This is a genomic window from Lysinibacillus contaminans (assembly GCF_001278945.1).
GTDB classification, from domain to species: domain Bacteria; phylum Bacillota; class Bacilli; order Bacillales_A; family Planococcaceae; genus Lysinibacillus; species Lysinibacillus contaminans.
On the sequence record NZ_LGRV01000003.1, the window covers coordinates 2,086,057 to 2,104,946 of the forward strand.

Sequence of the window (18,890 nt, forward strand, 5' to 3'; positions counted from 1 at the left end):
CATTTTAAAAAAAGTAACTAAATGCAGGTTCCACTCCCGATGATTTCAATTTAAGAAACCAATGAAAATGGCATTTGGACAAAAAAATAAAGAAGTGTTGGAGGCCTTCAACCCCTAACACTTCCTGTCTAGTACATCTTCATATATTCATCTCGTTCCCAGTCATGTACGCGTGTTCTGTATTTATCCCATTCAATTTCCTTCGCTTCAGTAAACTTCTCGAAAATATGCTCACCTAGTGCCTCTCGCACAATGCTATCCATTTCTAACTCGATTAATGCGTATTCTAGAGATGCTGGAAGGCTATCAATACCACTTACTTCACGTTCAGCGCGTGTCATTTTATAAATATTGCGATCCACCGCATCTGGTGGTGTTAAATCTTTTCGAATGCCATCAAGTCCAGCTGCTAAAATAACAGCCATCGCTAAATATGGGTTTGCTGCTGGATCTACAGATCGTAACTCAATCCGTGTGGAGAGGCCACGAGCTGCTGGAATTCGAATCAGTGGCGATCGGTTTTGCGCAGACCATGCGACATAGCATGGTGCCTCGTATCCTGGCACTAAACGTTTGAATGAGTTTACTAGCGGGTTTGTCACTGCTGTAAAACCATGTACGTGTTTTATGACACCTGCCATAAAGCTACGCGCTGTATGACTTAATTGTAAATCCGCGTTTTCATCGAAGAAGGCATTTTTGTCACCTTCGAATAATGATAAGTTAAAGTGCATCCCTGAGCCGTTAACGCCAAATAATGGTTTTGGCATGAAGGTTGCATGCAGGCCATGTTTGGCTGCCACTGTTTTCACAACAAGCTTGAACGTTTGGATGTTATCACAAGCTTCAATAGCATTTGCGTATTTAAAATCTATTTCGTGCTGACCAGGTGCAACCTCATGGTGTGACGCTTCGATTTCAAAGCCCATTTCCTCTAGCTCTAGTACGATATCGCGGCGGCAGTTTTCTCCTAAATCCGTTGGCGCTAAATCGAAATAGCCAGCACTATCATTTAGCTCCAGCGTCGGTTGACCTTTATCATCGAGCTTGAATAAGAAAAATTCCGGCTCTGGTCCTAGGTTAAACGAGGTAAAACCCATCTCCTCCATTTCCTTTAATGCACGCTTTAAATTCGAACGTGGATCGCCTTCAAATGGTGTACCATCTGGTCTTGCGATATCACAAATAAAACGAGCAACCTTCCCCTTCTCTGCTGTCCAAGGGAAAATAACGAACGTATCTATATCTGGACGTAAATACATATCAGATTCTTCAATTCTTACAAACCCTTCAATAGACGAACCATCAAACATCACCTTATTATCTAAAGCCTTTTCCAATTGGCTAACCGGCACTTCCACGTTTTTAATCGTTCCCAATATATCTGTAAATTGAAGGCGAATAAATTTCACATTCTCTTTCCCTACCAGACGGATAATATCTTCTTTTGTATAATGTTTCATTCTTCACCACTCCGATGTGTCATTTTTACTTACATGATATGATGTATTAATCAAAAAATACACAAAATTAAATAAAAAAGCAATGTCTATGTTATGTTTTCTAACATTCTTTTTTTCGAATGGTTTTATCTTGTTTTAAGATGTATGTAACTTAGGCTGCATCCAATGCTCCAGTTTCAAATGACTATACGAGCAAATACAGCGAAAAATCACAATTAACACAACCTATTTTACTCTAACAACACCGGGACTGTTGAAGATGACATCAAATCAGCCTTTCATTATCTGTATTATTTAACCCCATTTGGTTAGGACTAATTTTTTTATTACATAAATCCAGTAAAAATATGTCGATAGTACGTAAATAATTTTCTAGTCCTCCCGTGTAGGCAAACACTACGGATGAAAAGCTAATTAAACGAGTCACATTTTTAGATTCATGCCTTTTGAGAGTGCATTTCCCCTAAATTTTCTGCAGCATTACGATTTAAGATCACTCACATCATACAATAGTCTTGTTTAAGAAAAGATTTAGTGGTAAATTTATGTCGAATTACAATATAATAGTATTAGTTAGTGCGACATAATAGTTGAATATATAATGTAGCTAAAAATGATAGTAAACAGATGATTAAAAACTACCAATCGGTCATCCTGTACTCAAAGTTTATAAGCTTCTGTTATGTTGCAAATAAGGCGGTGGTTTAACAAGAATGTCAGTATTAATCATTGGGAACGTAAGTAATGATGTGTTGCGAACAAAAAAGTATTTTAATCGTATAGGCATTATTAATGTTCATAGCTTTTCGACAGTTGACGCTGTGATGAATTACATATCGGATGTTTATAAAGAAGACATTGATTTAATCATTTTTGATGTTAAATTGACACTCACAAATTGCGAGGAAATCTGTCAGCAAATCGAAATATTAAATAACTGGATTCAAGTTCCTATCCTTCTTTCCACCTCTTACGAAAAAACAATTATAATCGACAGAGTCTTTGATGCTGGAATATTTGATTTTATCCTCAAGCCGTTTGACTTTACGCAATTTAAGGCACGGGTTCATGTAGCCTTAAAATATCGAGAAGAAGCAAAGTTGCGGAAACAGCAAGAAAGTAGTCAGCTAAAGGATTTAGCTATCGCAAAAAAAGTACAAAAGAATGCATTTACCCCTTCGCTAAAGCTTGAGCATATCGAATTTGACGGGTTGTACGTTACTTCTAATACATTAGGTGGCGATATGTATTGCTGGTTTAAAATTAATGACGATTTGACAGCGGTTTTGTTATACGATGTGATGGGTCATGGGATAGCAGCTTCACTTGTCACTATGTCAATTCGTTCCTTACTACGCGGCTTAATTACGAGATTAATCGATCCCGTTTGCGTAATCACTGAACTTAATCGCCGAATTTATGAATTGTTTTCGGATGAGGACATGGACAGTTTTTTAGTAACAGCCATCTATATATTGATTGATACAAAAAATGGTACTTTACATTATATCAATGCATCACATCCACCCGGTCTTTTGTTCGGAAAATATGGGGAAACGGTGTTACTCCAACCAAATACACCTATTTTAGGATTATTCCCTACTATTCAAATAAACAAAAAATCAATACAACTATCAGGTTGGCATCGTATCATCCTTTATACCGACGGAATGCTCGCATTGACTGAAAACCAAACCGTTGATCTCAACTATTTTCATTCATATGCATCTCAAGACAATGCCTATGCATTGCAAAAATTTTCTCAAAAGTACGATTTATTTGAAAATAACTACACCGATGATATAACAGTAGTTTCCATTACAATTACATTATAAGGTAGGTGCACCCTATGGATTTTACGCTCAATTTAGTCCCTAATCAGCAAGCTATCTATTTTGTTGACGAGACGATGACTAGCTATACCAACTTATATAATATCCCTAGTAAGAAGGAATTATGTTTTGTTGTTCATGAGTTAGTCATTAATGCCGTAGAAGCGATGAATCATGCGAATTTAAATGAAGTAGAAAAAATTCAAGTACACGTTTCACAGGACGAAGAATTAGTCAAAGTTACTGTGATCGATCAAGCAAAAGGGATACCTGAGAAAGATTGGGAAAAGTTTCTTCAATTCGATTTAGAAGACCCTACTTATTCAGACCGTGGCCGAGGTCTATTTTTTGTAAAAAATATGGTCGATGAAATTTGGTTTGAAAACGTATCAGATACAAAATTTTTAGTGGGTATTTCAAAAAAAATTGGTGCGTAATGTATATGACAATTGGAGGAATTATGATGAAATGGAATGTCCACAGAAAGATGAACTTTCTTGTATTTAATTGTATTTTACTTCTGACATCCCTTCTTGCTGGGATTAATTTTTATGTTTCCAAAAACAATCTTTTGGAAAGTGCAGATACTAAACTATTATCGGATATACAATTAAGTTATCAGTATCTCGATGCAAAAATCCCCGGTGAGTGGAAAATCATTGATGACAAATTGTATAAAGGCGATGTCAATATGGTCGAGAATTTCGACATCGTAGATAAGGTCGGCGAGCTAACAAACGGGAATGTGGTGTCAATCTTTCAAAACGACACAAGAATCAGTACAAATGTTGTAGATAATGGTAAACGAGCGATGCTTACAAAAGTATCTGACGAGGTAGCCACTGTTGTTTTGGAACAAAAAAAGCGATTCATTGGTTCAGCAAATGTTTTAGGTGAACTGTATCAAGGAGCATATGATCCAATTTTAGATAGTAAAGGCGAGGTAATCGGCGTTTGGGCTACAGCCGTTCCAACAGTACCTTATATAACGATTGCTACCAAATCCGCCATAAAAAATATCGCTATTTCTATAGGGATTGCCATTTTAATTATCGCTTGCATAAGCATCTTCTTGAAACGACAAATAATCACACCTATTAATATCTTAAATTCAAATGCGAAAGAACTAGCTAATCTCAACTTGAATGTAAAGTTATTAAATGCGAAAGGCAATGACGAAATTGCTGATTTAGCCCATGCTTTTAGAGACATGAAAGACCGTTTGACAGAGACGATTACAACGGTAGCTAGCAGCTCCAATCAAATTGCGAATTCCTCACAATTATTAGCAGAGTCATCTCACCAAACAAGTGAATCGGCCAATCAAATTGCATTGACGATGAATGAAGTTGCAGTTGGCACAACGACTCAATCTGATCAATCTGAACGAATTGTATCGATGATGCAACAAACGATTGAAGAAGTAACGCACAGTTTAAAAAACGCAGAAGAAACTTTGAAAAACGCAGTAGACTCGACACATATAGCTCGCAAAGGCGAAGAAGCAATTAATGAAGCCATCAAGCATTTAAGCACCGTAACGCAAACGGTCTCCTATGCTACCGACTCTATTCAAAAGTTAGGAAAGCGTTCAGAAGAAATCGGCGGAATTATTACGGTCATTACCGGTATTGCCGACCAAACTAATTTACTTGCCTTAAATGCGGCAATTGAAGCCGCTAGAGCAGGCGAGCAAGGAAAAGGTTTTGCAGTCGTAGCATCAGAGGTTCGCCAGCTTGCAGAGCAATCTAGCCTAGCTTCTGGACAAATTACAAATTTAATCAATGACATCCAAGCAGAAACGTCTGTGACTGTTCGAACAATGGAAAGTAACTTACATGCAGTAGAAGAACAGGTTACGATCATCAATAAAGGCGGCACCGCATTAAAAGAAATTGTAGCAAAAGTAGTTGAAACAGAAGAAGGTGTTGAACAAATGAGATCCGCATTCACTAATGTAAATGTGAATTCTTTGAATGTGCAACAGGCGATTCACGACATATCGCGAATTATTGAAGATTCAGCAGCCGCTACAGAAGAAATTGCCGCAACTTCTGAAGAACAATATGCAACAGTTGCTGAAATTACACAAAGTTCTGATGAATTAGCGGTGATTGCCGACAATTTACGCAACGAAGTGAATAAATTCCAGTTCTAAATAGTAAGTGATCGAATCTATTATATTAAGAGAAAAAATGGGGGGACAATATAAGATGGATCATAAAAAAATCACGGTTAAAATTGATACAAAAGCAGACTATATTTCAATAGCATTTACAGGTGATTTAGAATACGGAATAATTGAAGATGTAAAAAAAGAACTACAAGGTCTAAGTTTTGAAACAGAGCACGGTTATATTATCGACATGCAAAAAGTAACGAATGTTGATAGTACCGGATTTGGCATGATTGTCAATTTCGCAAAGAAAGTGTCGGTTAAAGGGAAAAAGATTGTCATTATCGTTGTTGATGATTTCATTCGAAATTTATTCGCCATTTCGCAATGTGACAAAGTATTTCCCATTGTGACAAAAGAAGAAGATGCAAGACTGCTCATAAAGGGTGAGTGGTCCGGAGAATTATCATTAAGTGAGTATTGATTGTAGGCTATTGTATCGGTCTTAAATTCAACAGAGAAGACCTTTAAGCATGGACACCTATAGAAAAGCAGAGAGTATTAGTAAGCTAATACTCTCTGCTTCTTTTTAATATTGTAATAGCATATTCAACAGCACTACAGTAATTACAACCGGCACGATAAATGTCATGAGTACACGATAAGTTGAATAATAACCTTGTCCCATTTTACTACCCGCCAATAATTCTGTTTTCACAAACTCTTTATTCACCACATGAATGATGAAAATCGAAATTAGCAAATTACCTACTGGTAGCATTAAATTCGATACTAAAAAGTCTGTTGCATCAAATATCGATTTTCCGAAAATAGATACATCAGCTAGCACACTAGATGATAATGCCGCCGGAATTGCAGCTAAGAATACTACAACACCTATTAGCATCGTTAACTTCACACGTGAAATGTTCCACTTTTCGATAAATGCTGCCACGATAATTTCATAAAGGCTAAACGACGATGTTAGTGTAGCAAATAAAAACAGGAGTAAAAATAAAGCCAAGAACACTTCACCAAACGGCATTTGCCCAAACGCAGCCGGTAACACCATAAATAGCAGGCCTGGTCCAGAGGCTGGTTCTAAATCAAAAGCAAACACAACCGGAAAAATTGCTAGCCCTGCTAAAAACGACACAAGTACTGTAAGTAGCACAACAGAACCCGCTGAATTCGGCAAACTCACATCTTTTTTCAAGTATGAACTATACGTCACTAGACAGGAGAACCCGACCGCTAAACCGAAGAACGACTGCCCTAATGCTTCTAGTACCGCTCGACCGGTAATATGTATGAAGTCTGGCCATAAAAAGAATTTCACGCCCGCCATCGCACCATCTAATGTTAGCGCACGTATAACTAACACGATAAAAATCGCAAATAATAATGGCATCATCCACTTACTCGCTTTTTCAATACCATTTTGTACACCCAGCGAAATAACAAAAACATTCGCAAGCGTAAATATCGCTAAACCGACTAATGTAATCGACGGTGTGCCAGTAATTTTATCAAATAACTCAGCTGGGTTAACAGCAGGATCAATAATGGCTCCAGCCACACCAAGACCACTATAGATAAAAATCCAACCACCTACAACACTATAAAAAGTCAGTAGCAAGAAGCAACCAATTACACCCATACGACCAATCCAAGCCCACGTTGGTTTATTAGGTACAATCTTTTTATATGCCGTCACTGCTTCTGACTGCGTCCCACGCCCTAAAATATATTCAGATAACAACATCGGCAAGCCAATTAATAACGTAAACAACACGAAAATCAGGAAAAATGCCCCGCCTCCACTTTGTCCTGTTACGTACGGCAACTTCCAAATCGCACCAAGCCCAATCGCCGCACCCGCCGATGCTAAAATAAATCCTAATTTACTGGACCACTGTCCGTTTTTCTCACTCATCTCATCAAACTCCTCAACTCTCTATACTCATTCTCATTTTACATGAAAAAGCACAACTAAAAAACCCCCGAGCACGATTGCGCCCAAGGGTTATCATGTTATTTTGTTAAATACATCGCACGTTGTTGGTCAACCCATTTACGCATCGTTGTATACAATAGCGCCATTATTAACGTTATTAAAACACCTTTCACAAGGTTAAATGGTAAAATACCCGCTACGATCATTGTATATAATGAATTTCCAACAACCGGCTCCATACCTAAGAAGTATGTGTACATTGGTAAAAACACAGCGTAGTTTAAGAAGCTCATACCAACGGCCATCGTTACTGTTCCCACAACTAAACCACTTACAAGACCAGACATTGTTTTAAAGCGATTAAAAATAAATGTTACTGGTAAAATAAATAAAATTCCTGTTGCAAAGTTTGCAATATGGCCAACAGGTACCCCTGTTGGTGTGCCCGAGAAGACCCAATCTAGCACATTCTTAAATAATTCTACTAAAATACCCGCTACCGGTCCCATTGTGATTGCTGCGATAAGTGCAGGCATGTCACTGAAATCCACTTCTAAAAACGCTGGAAATGGTGGAATTGGGAAATTGAAAAGCATTAGTAAAAATGAAATACTGCTGAGCATACCAATCGTAATAAATGATTGTAGTTTAAGATTTTTCTTCATTGTAAAACTCTCTCCTCTTTGCTGATTCGATCTCACAAGAAGAGAGGCCACGATGCTATCGATTCCTGTCCACGAAAAAACCCCTATGCACGAAAGCATAAGGGAGAATAGGCATGATTAAAAAACGCCATTTATAGCTATTTTTTTTGCGCAAACTGTGTAAAAAAGATACACAAAAAAACGTTCGCACATAGCTACAATTCGTAACAACGAATGACGATCGTACCTCCATCTTCTCCCATCCAGACTGTAACTGTCGGCCTTGGAATCACACCAAGTCAGCCATGCAAAAAAATTGCACAGGTCGCGGGCTGAAGAGTAGTATTGTAAATTTTCGAGTTTGTGTAATTTTAAAATACACAAACAATTTACGACTCTATTACCGCCGGTAGGGAATTTCACCCTGCCCCGAAGATGAATCAATATTATTTTATCTTACAACTCTACTATAATGAATTATGATGCAAAAGTAAATAGTTCCGCTTAAAAATTATTCCTATTTGTTTTGTATGCATTAAACAATTTTATTCTAGCTATGTTAAAACAGCTACCCAAAATGGATAGCTGTTCCTATACTACTGCATATATTGCTTATTGGCTCCTATGGGCATTGGCAAATAATTTGTCAGATCAAAGCCTTCCCAGCTGTCTTGCACAACATTTTCAAGAAGTACTTTTTTATCAAAGCTTGCGGCTGTCAGCATCATCGCTTCCACAAGCTGCGTCGCAGGGACTGCGTCGAGTGTTGTTAAATCGAGCGGGACATTAAACGTCACGACAACACCGTCTTCTACCTCCGTTACAGCATACGTCACACCTTCTGGTATAACTGGTACATAAATATCATTGTTTTTATGCCGCATCGCCGTAAACGCTTCTGTCACGGTTTCAAACGTTTGATGGAAATTTGGCGATAAATATTCTGCACCGTTCGTTTCTTTGAACAAATAATAATTATGGTGATTCACTGTCCCTGTCATTTGCATCGGCTTACTTGGCTCGCCAACCTGTGAAAACTCATATGCTGTACCATCAGCATTTTTCAAAGCAATCTCTTGATAATCTGAGAATGTGTCTTTTAGTGAACCAGTGTACATACTGACAGTTGCTGATGCACCGTCATATTCATTTTCCGCGGGTAACACATGGACAAGCGTCTCTCCTTGCTCTTTCAGCTCACCTTTATAAGGATGATACTCAGAAAAACCCATTGCCTCTTCGTCAATTTGCGGTGCATATTTTTCATATAGTTGTAGTGTGGTCGGATTTTCAGCACCAAAATCAGCGACGACACGCTCATTAGGAATAACATAGGTCATCGGTATGCTTTCTGCTGCACTACCCGCTAAACCAATGCGGAAGACCGTCGCATCCGCAATATCTTCCTCGTAAACAGATGTTCGTAGTGACATCATACGTGTACGATCCGCCATAACACTAGTTTCCATCACAGCATTTGCATTGTCGATGTTTTCAGCTTCATCAGCTTGCATTGTTGAAGAATTTTCCGAATCAAAAATCGCTTGATCTTCTGCTGTATTATGATTGAATATCATCGCGCCAGCTAATATTGTGAGCACGAAAACGGAAGCAATACTTACCAAAATAGATATCTTACTATTTTTACGCTTTCTTGTCGCCAGTGTAGTTCTTTCCTCTTCTATGGAAGCCGTCCCTTGACGTTGCTCATGAAAAGTTTCAACGCTAACTATTGATTCGTTTGTAGCTGCTTGTAAATGCGGATTCCCCTGCAAGCGAGCGTCTGCCAGCAAGCGTTTCAGCACATCTTCTTTAGAACGGTGATCGGAAAGCTTAGGGGCGTTGTTCAATAAATTTTCTAGTTGGTCATCATCGAATTTTTTATGAGTCATTGCCACTTCGCCTCCTCTCGTATTTCATTTTGTAGCCGTTCTCGTAAAACTTTGATTGCACGATATTGAGTCGTTTTCACTTTTGCCTCGGTCCAGTCAAGTATTTGCGCCGTTTCCATGATCGATAATTCTTGGAAGAAGCGCATCACAATGACCATTTTTTGATCTCCTGTACAGTTTTCAAGTGCTGCCTCTAATTGCAGGAATTCATCACTTAATAATAAGGATTCTTCAGGTGATGGAGTGGATGAACGTAACTGTTCTGTTTCCCAGTCGAAATAATCGAGTGAATGTTTTTGCCGTACTGTTTGCTTTCTGAAATGGTCAATCGCTACGTTTTTCGCGATGGCAAAAAGCCATGTTTTTTCACTACTCTTCCCCGTAAACTGATCGTATGAGCGAAGTACACGAACGTAAACTTCATGCGATAAATCCTCGGCAAGCATGCGATTTTTCACTAAATAAATTAGGAACTGGAATACATCTTGGTGGTAAGCATCGTATAAACGATGGAACACGGAGTCATTCAAAGCACTCCACCTCCGTTCTCATTGTATTTGTCGTTTGACATTCATTAAAGTTACATCTAATTAAGTAGGCTTCGACTTCGCGCAAAAAAATATGTGATATCTACTGGACCCAGCGTTCTTTGCCAGAGTTCTACCATTCTTTTTCCGTTTATAAACCCACTGAACAATAGTTAAACTATGTATTTCTCTCACCCCTTTAGAGATGAGAGACTTCTGCTGAAAATGTTATTCAAATGGTAAATAAAATGTAAAGGTTGTGCCTTCCTGAACCACACTATCTACCATAATATTACCTGAGTGTGCCTTAACGATATTTCGAGCTATCGCAAGACCAAGACCTGTGCCGCCTTTTGAACGGGTGCGTGCTTTATCTGCCTTGTAAAAACGTTCAAAGACATACGGTAAATCTTCTTGTGGAATACCATGCCCAGTATCTTTTACTGAAATTTTCGCGAATGTCGGCTCTTGCTCGACTTTTACTATGACAGAGCCCTCATCTGTATGACGCAGTGCATTATCTACTAAATTTGTTAACACTTGTTCAATGCGATCCACATCAATACTTATAACTGCATCCTCGCTAAACTCACTGTTAAATATGAGTTGTACACCTTTCTCTTTGGCTACTTGTGCGAATTTATGTGTAATGCGTTCAAATGTCGAGTTAATCGGCAATTCGTCTTTATACAGCGACATATGACCTGCCTCCATGCGTGCAAGATCCAGTAAATCTGTCACTAGACGGCCCATCCGTTTGGATTCATCATAAATAATTTTCGTAATTTCATTTCGTTCCTCTTGATCTTGAATAAAGTCATCCATAAGAGCCTCAGAATAGCCTTGAAGCATGGCAATCGGTGTACGAAGTTCATGTGATACGTTTGCTATAAAGTCTGAACGAAGCTTCTCTAAGCGATGTTGCTCCGTCATATCACGGATAACCGCAACAGCACCTCGAATCATCTCTCCACTATAAAGCGGGCTTATCGTAAATGTATAATAGCTACCGTCCATTTCAATTTCCTCTTCTAGCTTATCTTCAAACATCAACACGTGATCGAGCATATGATACAACTCTGGTGGAATTGGTTTCGCACTTTGCGAGCCTTTATTGACAAACCATTTTTGCATTAAACGTTCTGCTGGCGGGTTGCTCAGTAAAATAGTACGATCACGGTTAAACGTAATAACCGCATCTGTCATGGACGTTAAAATATTCGACAGTTGCTCATTTTCCTGATTAATGACCTCTAGGTTGTGCTTTAGTTGACGACCCATTTGGTTAAATGCGACAGCAAGTTGCCCAATTTCGTCATTTTGTGTCGTTGGCATTTTTGCCTCGAAGTTCCCTTTGGCAATTTCAAAGGCTAGTTCTCTCATTTTACGCAGAGGGGAGGTAATACGTGAAGACAAGAAGAATGCAAAGAAAGTTGTTAAGATAAAAGCAATGACTGCCGCTAAAAATACAATTTTCGTTGTTTCTTTTGATGTTTTATGAAGTGCATCTGGGCTCTGATAAATAAACACCGCACCATGTACTTCATTCTCCACATTTAATGGAAAACCAAGGACGACATACGATTCCATTTTTCCTTCAACTGTCGAGGACGGCATCATCATTTCTTGAATAATCGGTTCATCAGATTTAAAAACCTTATGAAATGCCTTATTTGCTAGTATCATATCTTGTATTTCTTGTTTATTAACGCCCTCTTGCATCCCAAACGATACTTCGTAATTATTTAACGCAATCAGTGCATTCGTGCTGTCAGGTAAAATATCTGTTAATAACTCCGAAGTGGCTTCTGCAGTTTCGTTGTCATCTATAATACTTGCAACCGTTGCAGCGGTTTGACGCAGTGAGCTTTCTGCCTGTTGCATATGATAATTTTGAAGGAATTCAAGCATTAATACCGTGAAAACAAACAATACAAATGAAACGAGAAGCAATATGGTTACCCATAGCTTCCCGACAATACTATTCCATATTCTATTCATTAACGACCTCAAACTTGTAACCAACGCCCCAAACAGTGACAATCATTTTCGCGGCATTTTCAGATACACGATTTAACTTTTCACGCAAACGTTTTACATGTGTATCCACTGTACGAAGGTCCCCAAAGAAATCATAATGCCAAACTTCTTTTAGTAATTGTTCACGGTCAAATACTTTGTCTGGAGATTTCGCTAGGAAATAGAGTAATTCATACTCTTTTGGTGTTAAGTTCACTTCGATGCCTTCTGCCGTTACACGGTGCGCATCGTGATCAATCATTAAGTGTTGGAACACAACTAAATCTTTTGAAGAAGATGCATTTGGCGTTGGTGAAAATGCCTGTGAGCGACGTAAAATCGCCTTCACACGTAGCACAACCTCACGTGGACTAAATGGCTTTACAATATAATCATCTGCGCCTAGCTCAAACCCTTGTACACGGTTTGCTTCCTCGCCTTTTGCAGTTAGTAAAATAATTGGCGTTGCTGATCGTTCGCGGATTTCTCCACATACTTCAAGCCCATCTTTTTCAGGCATCATAATATCAAGCAAAATACAGTGATATTCTTTTTCCAATGACATCTCGATCGCTTCATTACCATTCTCTGCTTCGTCAACTTGATACCCTTCACGTTCAAGGTACATTTTTAATAAGCGGCGAATACGATCCTCGTCATCTACTACTAATACTGAAATATTTTCTGACACTTTCGCGATCCCTCTTTTCCAATCTATCTCTACCTTCTATTGTACATTGTATAGGGCGTATTGAAAAGAAAGAAAAGCCCTCTTGCCACAGCAAGAAGGCTTTTCTTTGTCCGTTCACATCACAACATTCCGAGAGACATGCTTGATGTACAAATTGGATGAAATTTCTACTGTGAACAATATACGTTTATGCGTATGAGTGTAACCCAGCAAGAATTAAGTTAACAGCAATAAGGTTGAATAAGATAATACCGAAACCAATTAATGCTAACCAAGCTGAACGCTCACCTTCCCACCCTTTCGATAGACGTAGGTGAAGGAATGCCGCATAAAACAACCACGTAATAAGTGCCCATACTTCTTTTGGATCCCAACCCCAGAAACGACTCCACGCAATTTGCGCCCAAATCATTGCAAAGATTAACGCTCCTAATGTGAATACTGGGAAACCGATAAGCACAGAACGATAGCCAATTTCATCAAGCAATTGTAAGTTAACCTTTTTTACGAGTGGTTGGAATATCGCACTAATACGGCGACGTGCAATTAAGCGAATCGCCCAGTATAGGATTGTCCCTACTAATAGTGACCAAGCCACTGTCGTTAATTTTTTCGCATTGATTATGCCTGGCATTTCTACTAATGGAGACATTCCATGTTCTTCTACTGCCTCAAATTCATTCATACCGAAGATCGGTGGCATATTGTAAACAATTTGACGTGTTGCGCCTTCTTTATCAACATACGTATATTTTGATTCATAATCCATTGCACTGAATGTTGATGAGATGACTACGAAACCGATTACAACTACTAAGCAATACATAACCGCTTCTAACCAGAAACGTTGCTTCGATTTCTTCGTTACGTCGACAACTTTTAATAAGTAAATTAACCCGGCTACCGCACTAATCGCTAAAATCGATTGACCAAGCGCCGCTGTAATAACGTGAATTGTTAACCAGTGACTTTGTAGTGATGGAACTAATGGGCTTACTTCATTCGGGAACATGGCTGCATACGCAATAATTAACAATGCAACAGGCAATGCCACCAAACCAAGAGCTGTCATTCGGTAAATAAAGTAAATTAATATGAACGATGCCACGATAAACATCCCAAAAGCAGTCGTGAATTCGAACATATTACTAACAGGTGCGTGTCCTGTATGAATCCAACGTGTAATGAAGTAACCTAATTGTGAAAAGAAACCGATTAAGGTTACAGTAATGGCAAGCTTACCCCATTTTTCTGTGTTTTTGCCTGTTGCATTTGATTGTTTAATCGCACCACCGAAAAGCAATGTCGCGACCAAATAGGCTACGAATGCCACATATAGCAAATTCCCACTTAAATCAATTAAACTCATAACGTGTTGTCACCTTTCTCTTCTTTATTGCCATTACTTGCATTCTCTTCGTCTTCTGCAATAGTATCAAGTTGATCTGTATATTGCGGTAGACCAGCATATTCTGTGACTGCATCTAAGTCTTTTTTCATACTAAACATATTTTTATTAACGTGAGCAGCCATGACAACACGACCATCTGGTTCTACTTGCAACCATAGACGTCGGTGATTCCAATAAGAACCTATTGCTACACCGATCATGAAGATAATACCACCGACAAATAAAATTGGAATCGTACGGTCTTTACGAATTGTAATGGTAGTCGAATCACGTGTCTCTATTCCAGCAAATTTCATTTCATACTGATTGTAACCAAGTGGCTCAATTGTATTTTGAATTTCTACAAAACTTGTTTCACCTTCAGGCGTTTGTGGTGTAATCATTTTAAATAAGAATGCAGGATTGTTTGGTGCTGAAGATGCCGTTTGTGGCGCACCATTATCGAAACCTGAGAAATCTGGTGTGTAAACAAGTAGCTTTATAGATATACCATTTCCTAAATCATATTCTTTTTCAGGGTTCGTTAAATCGATTCCAACCTCACCTAGTGATTGTCCAGTTTCTTTATTTTTCAAAGCAAAATTCATTTGCTTCAATTCATCTAGACGATAACCCATTTGATAAAGGGCAAAACCTTTTTCTTTTAATGGATGGTTTACACGGATTGAATAATCTTTTACTTTTTCAAGATTTGATGTGTCCCCTGCAATTGCACCTTCAGGCTGTTTGTATAAAGTGATGTCTGTTTGGAAGTTTTTCGCAACGACGTTGACACCCTGCTTTAACTGTTCACCCTGTGGCGTATTATTATGTGTTTCTAATATAAAATCACGGTTTTCAATGAAATATCCATCCATGCCGGTAATTGCACGCGTTTCACCTTCACGCACTACAATTGATTCATCAACGTAAAAGCCTGGTACTAGACGTAACATGACCCCCGCTAAAAAGAGTATAAGACCAACGTGGTTTATGTATGGACCGAAACGAGAGAAACGACCACGTTCTGCTAGCAGCGCGCTACCATCACGACGTACGTTATATTTCATCTCTTTCATCTTCTTTTCGACTTTATCGAGTACTTCATCTGGACTTGCAGTAACTTGTCCTTCTGCAACGATGCGTTGACGTTTCATGAAACTTTCATGACGTTTGACACGTTGGTTTTTTAATGACTTATAGAGAGGTATTCCACGGTCAAGACTAGCGATAATAATAGAAACACCAAGCATCCCAACTATAATTTGGAACCACCAAGAGCTATACAAATCAGATAGTCCTAAATTGTTATAAAATTTTCCAAACCAACCATACACTTTTTCATAATAGGCTGGTTTAACGGCATCGGGAGCATTTACATACATTTCTTGAGGCAGTAGTGTTCCTAAAGATGCTGTGACTAGCGTAATAATAATAAGGGAAATCCCTACTTTAACGCTTGAGAAGAAGTTCCAAATTTTGTCGATAATTGATTTGTTGTACGTTTTTGAACGAATTGCTGTACCGTCATAGCGCATGTCGACAACTTTATTTTGTTTTTCTTCTTCCGTTAAGGGACGACCACATTTTTCACATAGCTTCGTGCCGTATGGGTTACTATGACCACAAGCACAAGTGATATTCTCCATCGTCATTATCTCCTTATTCAGGCTTTACTAACTCCATATACGAAGCGATATCTGCCTCTGTCATTTCACCTGTAATAATTTTCGCCACTTTACCGTCAGGGTCAATCATCACCGTAGCAGGTAAGTTCCCAACATTATAAGTAGTCATAACGTCCTTTGTTTTGTCGATTACTACCGGGAATGACAATTCGTATTTATCGACAAAGTTCTGTACTTCAAAATCAGTTTGTGCAATGTTTACCGCTAGCGTTTGTACACCTTGGTCTTTAAAGACTTGGTATTGTCTGTCCATTGCTGGCATTTCTTTTTCACAAGGCTTACACCAAGTACCCCAGAAGTTTAAAAATACCCCTTGGCCTTTATAATCAGAAAGCTTATGCTTCTCTCCATCTAAATCTACTAACGTGAAATCTGGTGCTTCAGAGCCTACTTTCACTAACTCTACTTTATCCTTTGTCGCTGTGCCATATACAGTATAGCCAATCGCTAGTGCTAAAATGGCTAAAATAATTGTACGTGATACGAGACGCTTCTTCTTTTTATCCAAGTTAATAAACCCTCCTTTACTAAGGTGTGCTATTCTATCCTATTATAGCAAAATGATACAATTTAGCTTAGTTATTAATTATGAATGATTTATGAACGTTTTCATCACAAAGAAAGTGAAAACAACACTATACGTATAGTGAGTTGTCCACTTTCTTTGCATATCCTACTTAATTACCGATTTGTCCTGTTTCTGCAAGTACGCGAAGCTGCTTAACTTCATGCTTCGATAATGGACGGTATTCACCCGGTGTTAGTCCATATAAATCTAAGAAAGCAAAGCGTTCACGTTTCAGTTTAACAACAGGTGTACCAATTGCTTCGAACATACGACGTACTTGACGGTTACGGCCTTCGTGAATCGTAATTTCACAAATCGCCTTACCCGCTTCCTCGTCATAAGACGTCATGCTTACTTTTGCTGGTGCTGTTTTGCCATCTTCTAGCTTAATACCGCGCTGTAATTTTTTTAAGCCTTCTACTGTTGGCACACCTTTTACACGAGCAATATACGTTTTATCGATTTTAAATTTCGGATGTGTCAGCATATAAGAAAACTCGCCATCATTTGTCATAAGTAATAAACCGGATGTATCATAATCAAGACGTCCTACTGGGAAAATACGTTCCGGAATATGCTTAAATAAATCTGTGACAGTTTTGCGTCCTTTATCGTCCGTTACCGCAGAAATTGTGGCACGCGGTTTATATAATAAGAAGTAAACTTTATTTTCTTTTTCGAGTTTTACACCTTCTACTTCAATTGCGTCTGAGTTTGAAACCTTCGTACCAAGCTCCTTCACGACAACACCGTTCACTTTTACTTTACCTTCTACTATCAATTGCTCTGCTTTACGTCTTGATGCTACTCCAGCGTACGCAATGACCTTTTGTAATCTTTCCATAACTATCACCTCTAGTTCAAATTTGCCTTGGCTTTTGCCAGAGGCTTTAACTCTATTTAACGGGCATTTGGTTGCCTTCTGAATAAAGTTATATATCCCGTTAGTCTGTGAAAATTATGTCATACTTTCGCACATTATTAAAGGGAAACTAATTACATCCAAGTAGCGTGAGTATTCTAAATTTTTTATTCAATAAAAAAACAAAAAAATCAGTGGATCGCTACTTACGATCCACTGATTCTACATTTACACTCGTTGCGTAAATACGCTTTTCTCCAATGAAAATGGATAATACTGCTTCCTGGCGTTTTCTAGAAATATGCAGCACTTGTCGAACCTTTGACTTCTCTTCCTTGTTTAGCTGTAACCGGATAGGCTTCTCTAAACGTATGGAAACCTTGTCATTCACTTTGTATTTCCCTTTTTTCACAACGGTCTCAAGACTATAGTTTTGCCAGATCGAGTTTGCCAGACTACGGTGCACTTGCCAATCATCTGACTCGTTTAATGTCACGACAATACACGTCTGCCCGTCCTTTTGAAAAGCCGTCGCAAGCGTACGACCTGCTACTTTCGTATAGCCAGTTTTGCCAGCATATGCTGAGCCTGTCGATCTTTTCAGCGATGTGACCGGTTGTTCTTCCTCATCTTTCGAATCACTTACAGGACCTGATTGTTCCCGCACTAAACGGTGTTTGTTTTCCCATAGCATCCCATTCGTCGTATCGGCACGGAACAATACGGTGGAAGCAATTTTTTCGAATTTTTTGTTTTGCAGGGCTATTCGCAGCATTTCCGCTGTTTCTTTCGCAGATGATAAATGTTCTTCATGATGCAGGCCTGACGGATTCATAAAGACCGTATTTCTAAGTCCCGCAACAGCAGCTCGCTCATTCATTAAACGAACGAAACCGTCTACAGAGCCACCGACATGCTCGGCTAAAGCTGTTGCCGCATCATTACCTGAACGTAGCATTAAGCCATATAATAATGTTTCTACCGTCACTGTCTCACCTGCTTGCAAATAAATCGACGAGCCTTCCGCTGTAGCAGCCTTCGCTGAAATCACAACTTTTTCGTCTAGCGCACTATTTTCAATTGCTATAAGTGCTGTCCAGATTTTCGTTAAGCTCGCAATTGGCAGTCTACTATCCTCATTAACACCCAATAGTATTCGACCAGTTTCTCCGTCAATCACAACATGTCCGCTCCCACCTCTTGCAAAGCTACTACTCGGGAACGCCAAACACATGAACAGT

The 18,890-nt window shown here is 38.8% G+C and carries 16 protein-coding genes and 1 riboswitch; of the genes, 4 read left to right on the forward strand and 12 right to left on the reverse strand.

The window, feature by feature from the left end; genetic code table 11:
• Window positions 1–128: 128 nt before the first annotated feature.
• The gene (glnA, locus tag AEA09_RS12305) at window positions 129–1,463 is read right to left on the reverse strand and encodes a type I glutamate--ammonia ligase (RefSeq protein ID WP_053584124.1); all 1,335 of its coding nucleotides are present in this window, start codon (window positions 1,461–1,463) and stop codon (window positions 129–131) included.
• A gap of 713 nt (window positions 1,464–2,176) precedes the next feature.
• Here glnA and AEA09_RS12310 point away from each other — a divergent pair.
• From AEA09_RS12310 to AEA09_RS12325, 4 genes are read left to right on the forward strand one after another with little or no spacing between them, the layout of a single operon-like run.
• Complete coding sequence (locus tag AEA09_RS12310; protein WP_053584125.1) at window positions 2,177–3,298, forward strand: SpoIIE family protein phosphatase; 1,122 nt, start codon at window positions 2,177–2,179, stop codon at window positions 3,296–3,298.
• 14 nt (window positions 3,299–3,312) lie between these two features.
• Complete coding sequence (locus tag AEA09_RS12315) at window positions 3,313–3,732, forward strand: ATP-binding protein (protein ID WP_053584126.1); 420 nt, start codon at window positions 3,313–3,315, stop codon at window positions 3,730–3,732.
• Between the two features lie 23 nt (window positions 3,733–3,755).
• Complete coding sequence (locus tag AEA09_RS12320; protein WP_245622838.1) at window positions 3,756–5,453, forward strand: methyl-accepting chemotaxis protein; 1,698 nt, start codon at window positions 3,756–3,758, stop codon at window positions 5,451–5,453.
• 55 nt (window positions 5,454–5,508) lie between these two features.
• Window positions 5,509–5,895 carry an STAS domain-containing protein gene (locus AEA09_RS12325; RefSeq protein ID WP_053584128.1) on the forward strand — a complete coding sequence of 129 codons (387 nt, stop codon included), beginning with the start codon at window positions 5,509–5,511 and terminating at the stop codon, window positions 5,893–5,895.
• Between the two features lie 105 nt (window positions 5,896–6,000).
• On the opposite strand, the gene AEA09_RS12330 is transcribed toward AEA09_RS12325, so the two are convergent.
• The 11 genes from AEA09_RS12330 to AEA09_RS12380 form a co-directional block, all read right to left on the reverse strand.
• Window positions 6,001–7,347, reverse strand: a complete 1,347-nt coding sequence (locus AEA09_RS12330; protein WP_053584129.1) for a sodium-dependent transporter — start codon at window positions 7,345–7,347, stop codon at window positions 6,001–6,003.
• Window positions 7,348–7,445: 98 nt separating this feature from the next.
• Window positions 7,446–8,033, reverse strand: coding sequence for an ECF transporter S component (locus AEA09_RS12335; RefSeq protein ID WP_053584130.1), 588 nt, complete (start codon window positions 8,031–8,033; stop codon window positions 7,446–7,448).
• Window positions 8,034–8,259: 226 nt separating this feature from the next.
• A riboswitch (FMN riboswitch) is annotated at window positions 8,260–8,453 on the reverse strand.
• A gap of 155 nt (window positions 8,454–8,608) precedes the next feature.
• On the reverse strand, window positions 8,609–9,904 hold the full coding sequence (locus AEA09_RS12340; protein ID WP_053584131.1) for a hypothetical protein: 1,296 nt from the start codon (window positions 9,902–9,904) through the stop codon (window positions 8,609–8,611).
• A complete protein-coding gene (sigX, locus tag AEA09_RS12345; protein ID WP_053584132.1) occupies window positions 9,901–10,434 on the reverse strand; it encodes an RNA polymerase sigma factor SigX in 534 nt (177 codons plus the stop codon). The genes AEA09_RS12340 and sigX overlap by 4 nt, the downstream gene beginning before the upstream one ends.
• Window positions 10,435–10,659: 225 nt before the next feature.
• Window positions 10,660–12,432 carry an ATP-binding protein gene (locus AEA09_RS12350; protein ID WP_053584133.1) on the reverse strand — a complete coding sequence of 591 codons (1,773 nt, stop codon included), beginning with the start codon at window positions 12,430–12,432 and terminating at the stop codon, window positions 10,660–10,662.
• The gene (locus AEA09_RS12355) at window positions 12,425–13,141 is read right to left on the reverse strand and encodes a response regulator transcription factor (protein ID WP_053584134.1); all 717 of its coding nucleotides are present in this window, start codon (window positions 13,139–13,141) and stop codon (window positions 12,425–12,427) included. Before AEA09_RS12355 ends, AEA09_RS12350 begins: the two co-directional genes overlap by 8 nt.
• Before the next feature lie 187 nt (window positions 13,142–13,328).
• Window positions 13,329–14,510, reverse strand: a complete 1,182-nt coding sequence (gene ccsB, locus AEA09_RS12360; RefSeq protein WP_053584135.1) for a c-type cytochrome biogenesis protein CcsB — start codon at window positions 14,508–14,510, stop codon at window positions 13,329–13,331.
• Entirely contained in the window at window positions 14,507–16,180 is a 1,674-nt protein-coding gene (gene resB, locus AEA09_RS12365) for a cytochrome c biogenesis protein ResB (RefSeq protein WP_053584136.1), read from the reverse strand. The genes ccsB and resB overlap by 4 nt, the downstream gene beginning before the upstream one ends.
• Before the next feature lie 13 nt (window positions 16,181–16,193).
• Complete coding sequence (resA, locus tag AEA09_RS12370; RefSeq protein ID WP_053584137.1) at window positions 16,194–16,727, reverse strand: thiol-disulfide oxidoreductase ResA; 534 nt, start codon at window positions 16,725–16,727, stop codon at window positions 16,194–16,196.
• A 169-nt stretch (window positions 16,728–16,896) separates the two neighbouring features.
• Window positions 16,897–17,631 carry a pseudouridine synthase gene (locus AEA09_RS12375; RefSeq protein WP_053584138.1) on the reverse strand — a complete coding sequence of 245 codons (735 nt, stop codon included), beginning with the start codon at window positions 17,629–17,631 and terminating at the stop codon, window positions 16,897–16,899.
• Between the two features lie 220 nt (window positions 17,632–17,851).
• Window positions 17,852–18,883, reverse strand: coding sequence for a D-alanyl-D-alanine carboxypeptidase family protein (locus AEA09_RS12380; RefSeq protein WP_156312199.1), 1,032 nt, complete (start codon window positions 18,881–18,883; stop codon window positions 17,852–17,854).
• Window positions 18,884–18,890: the final 7 nt, after the last annotated feature.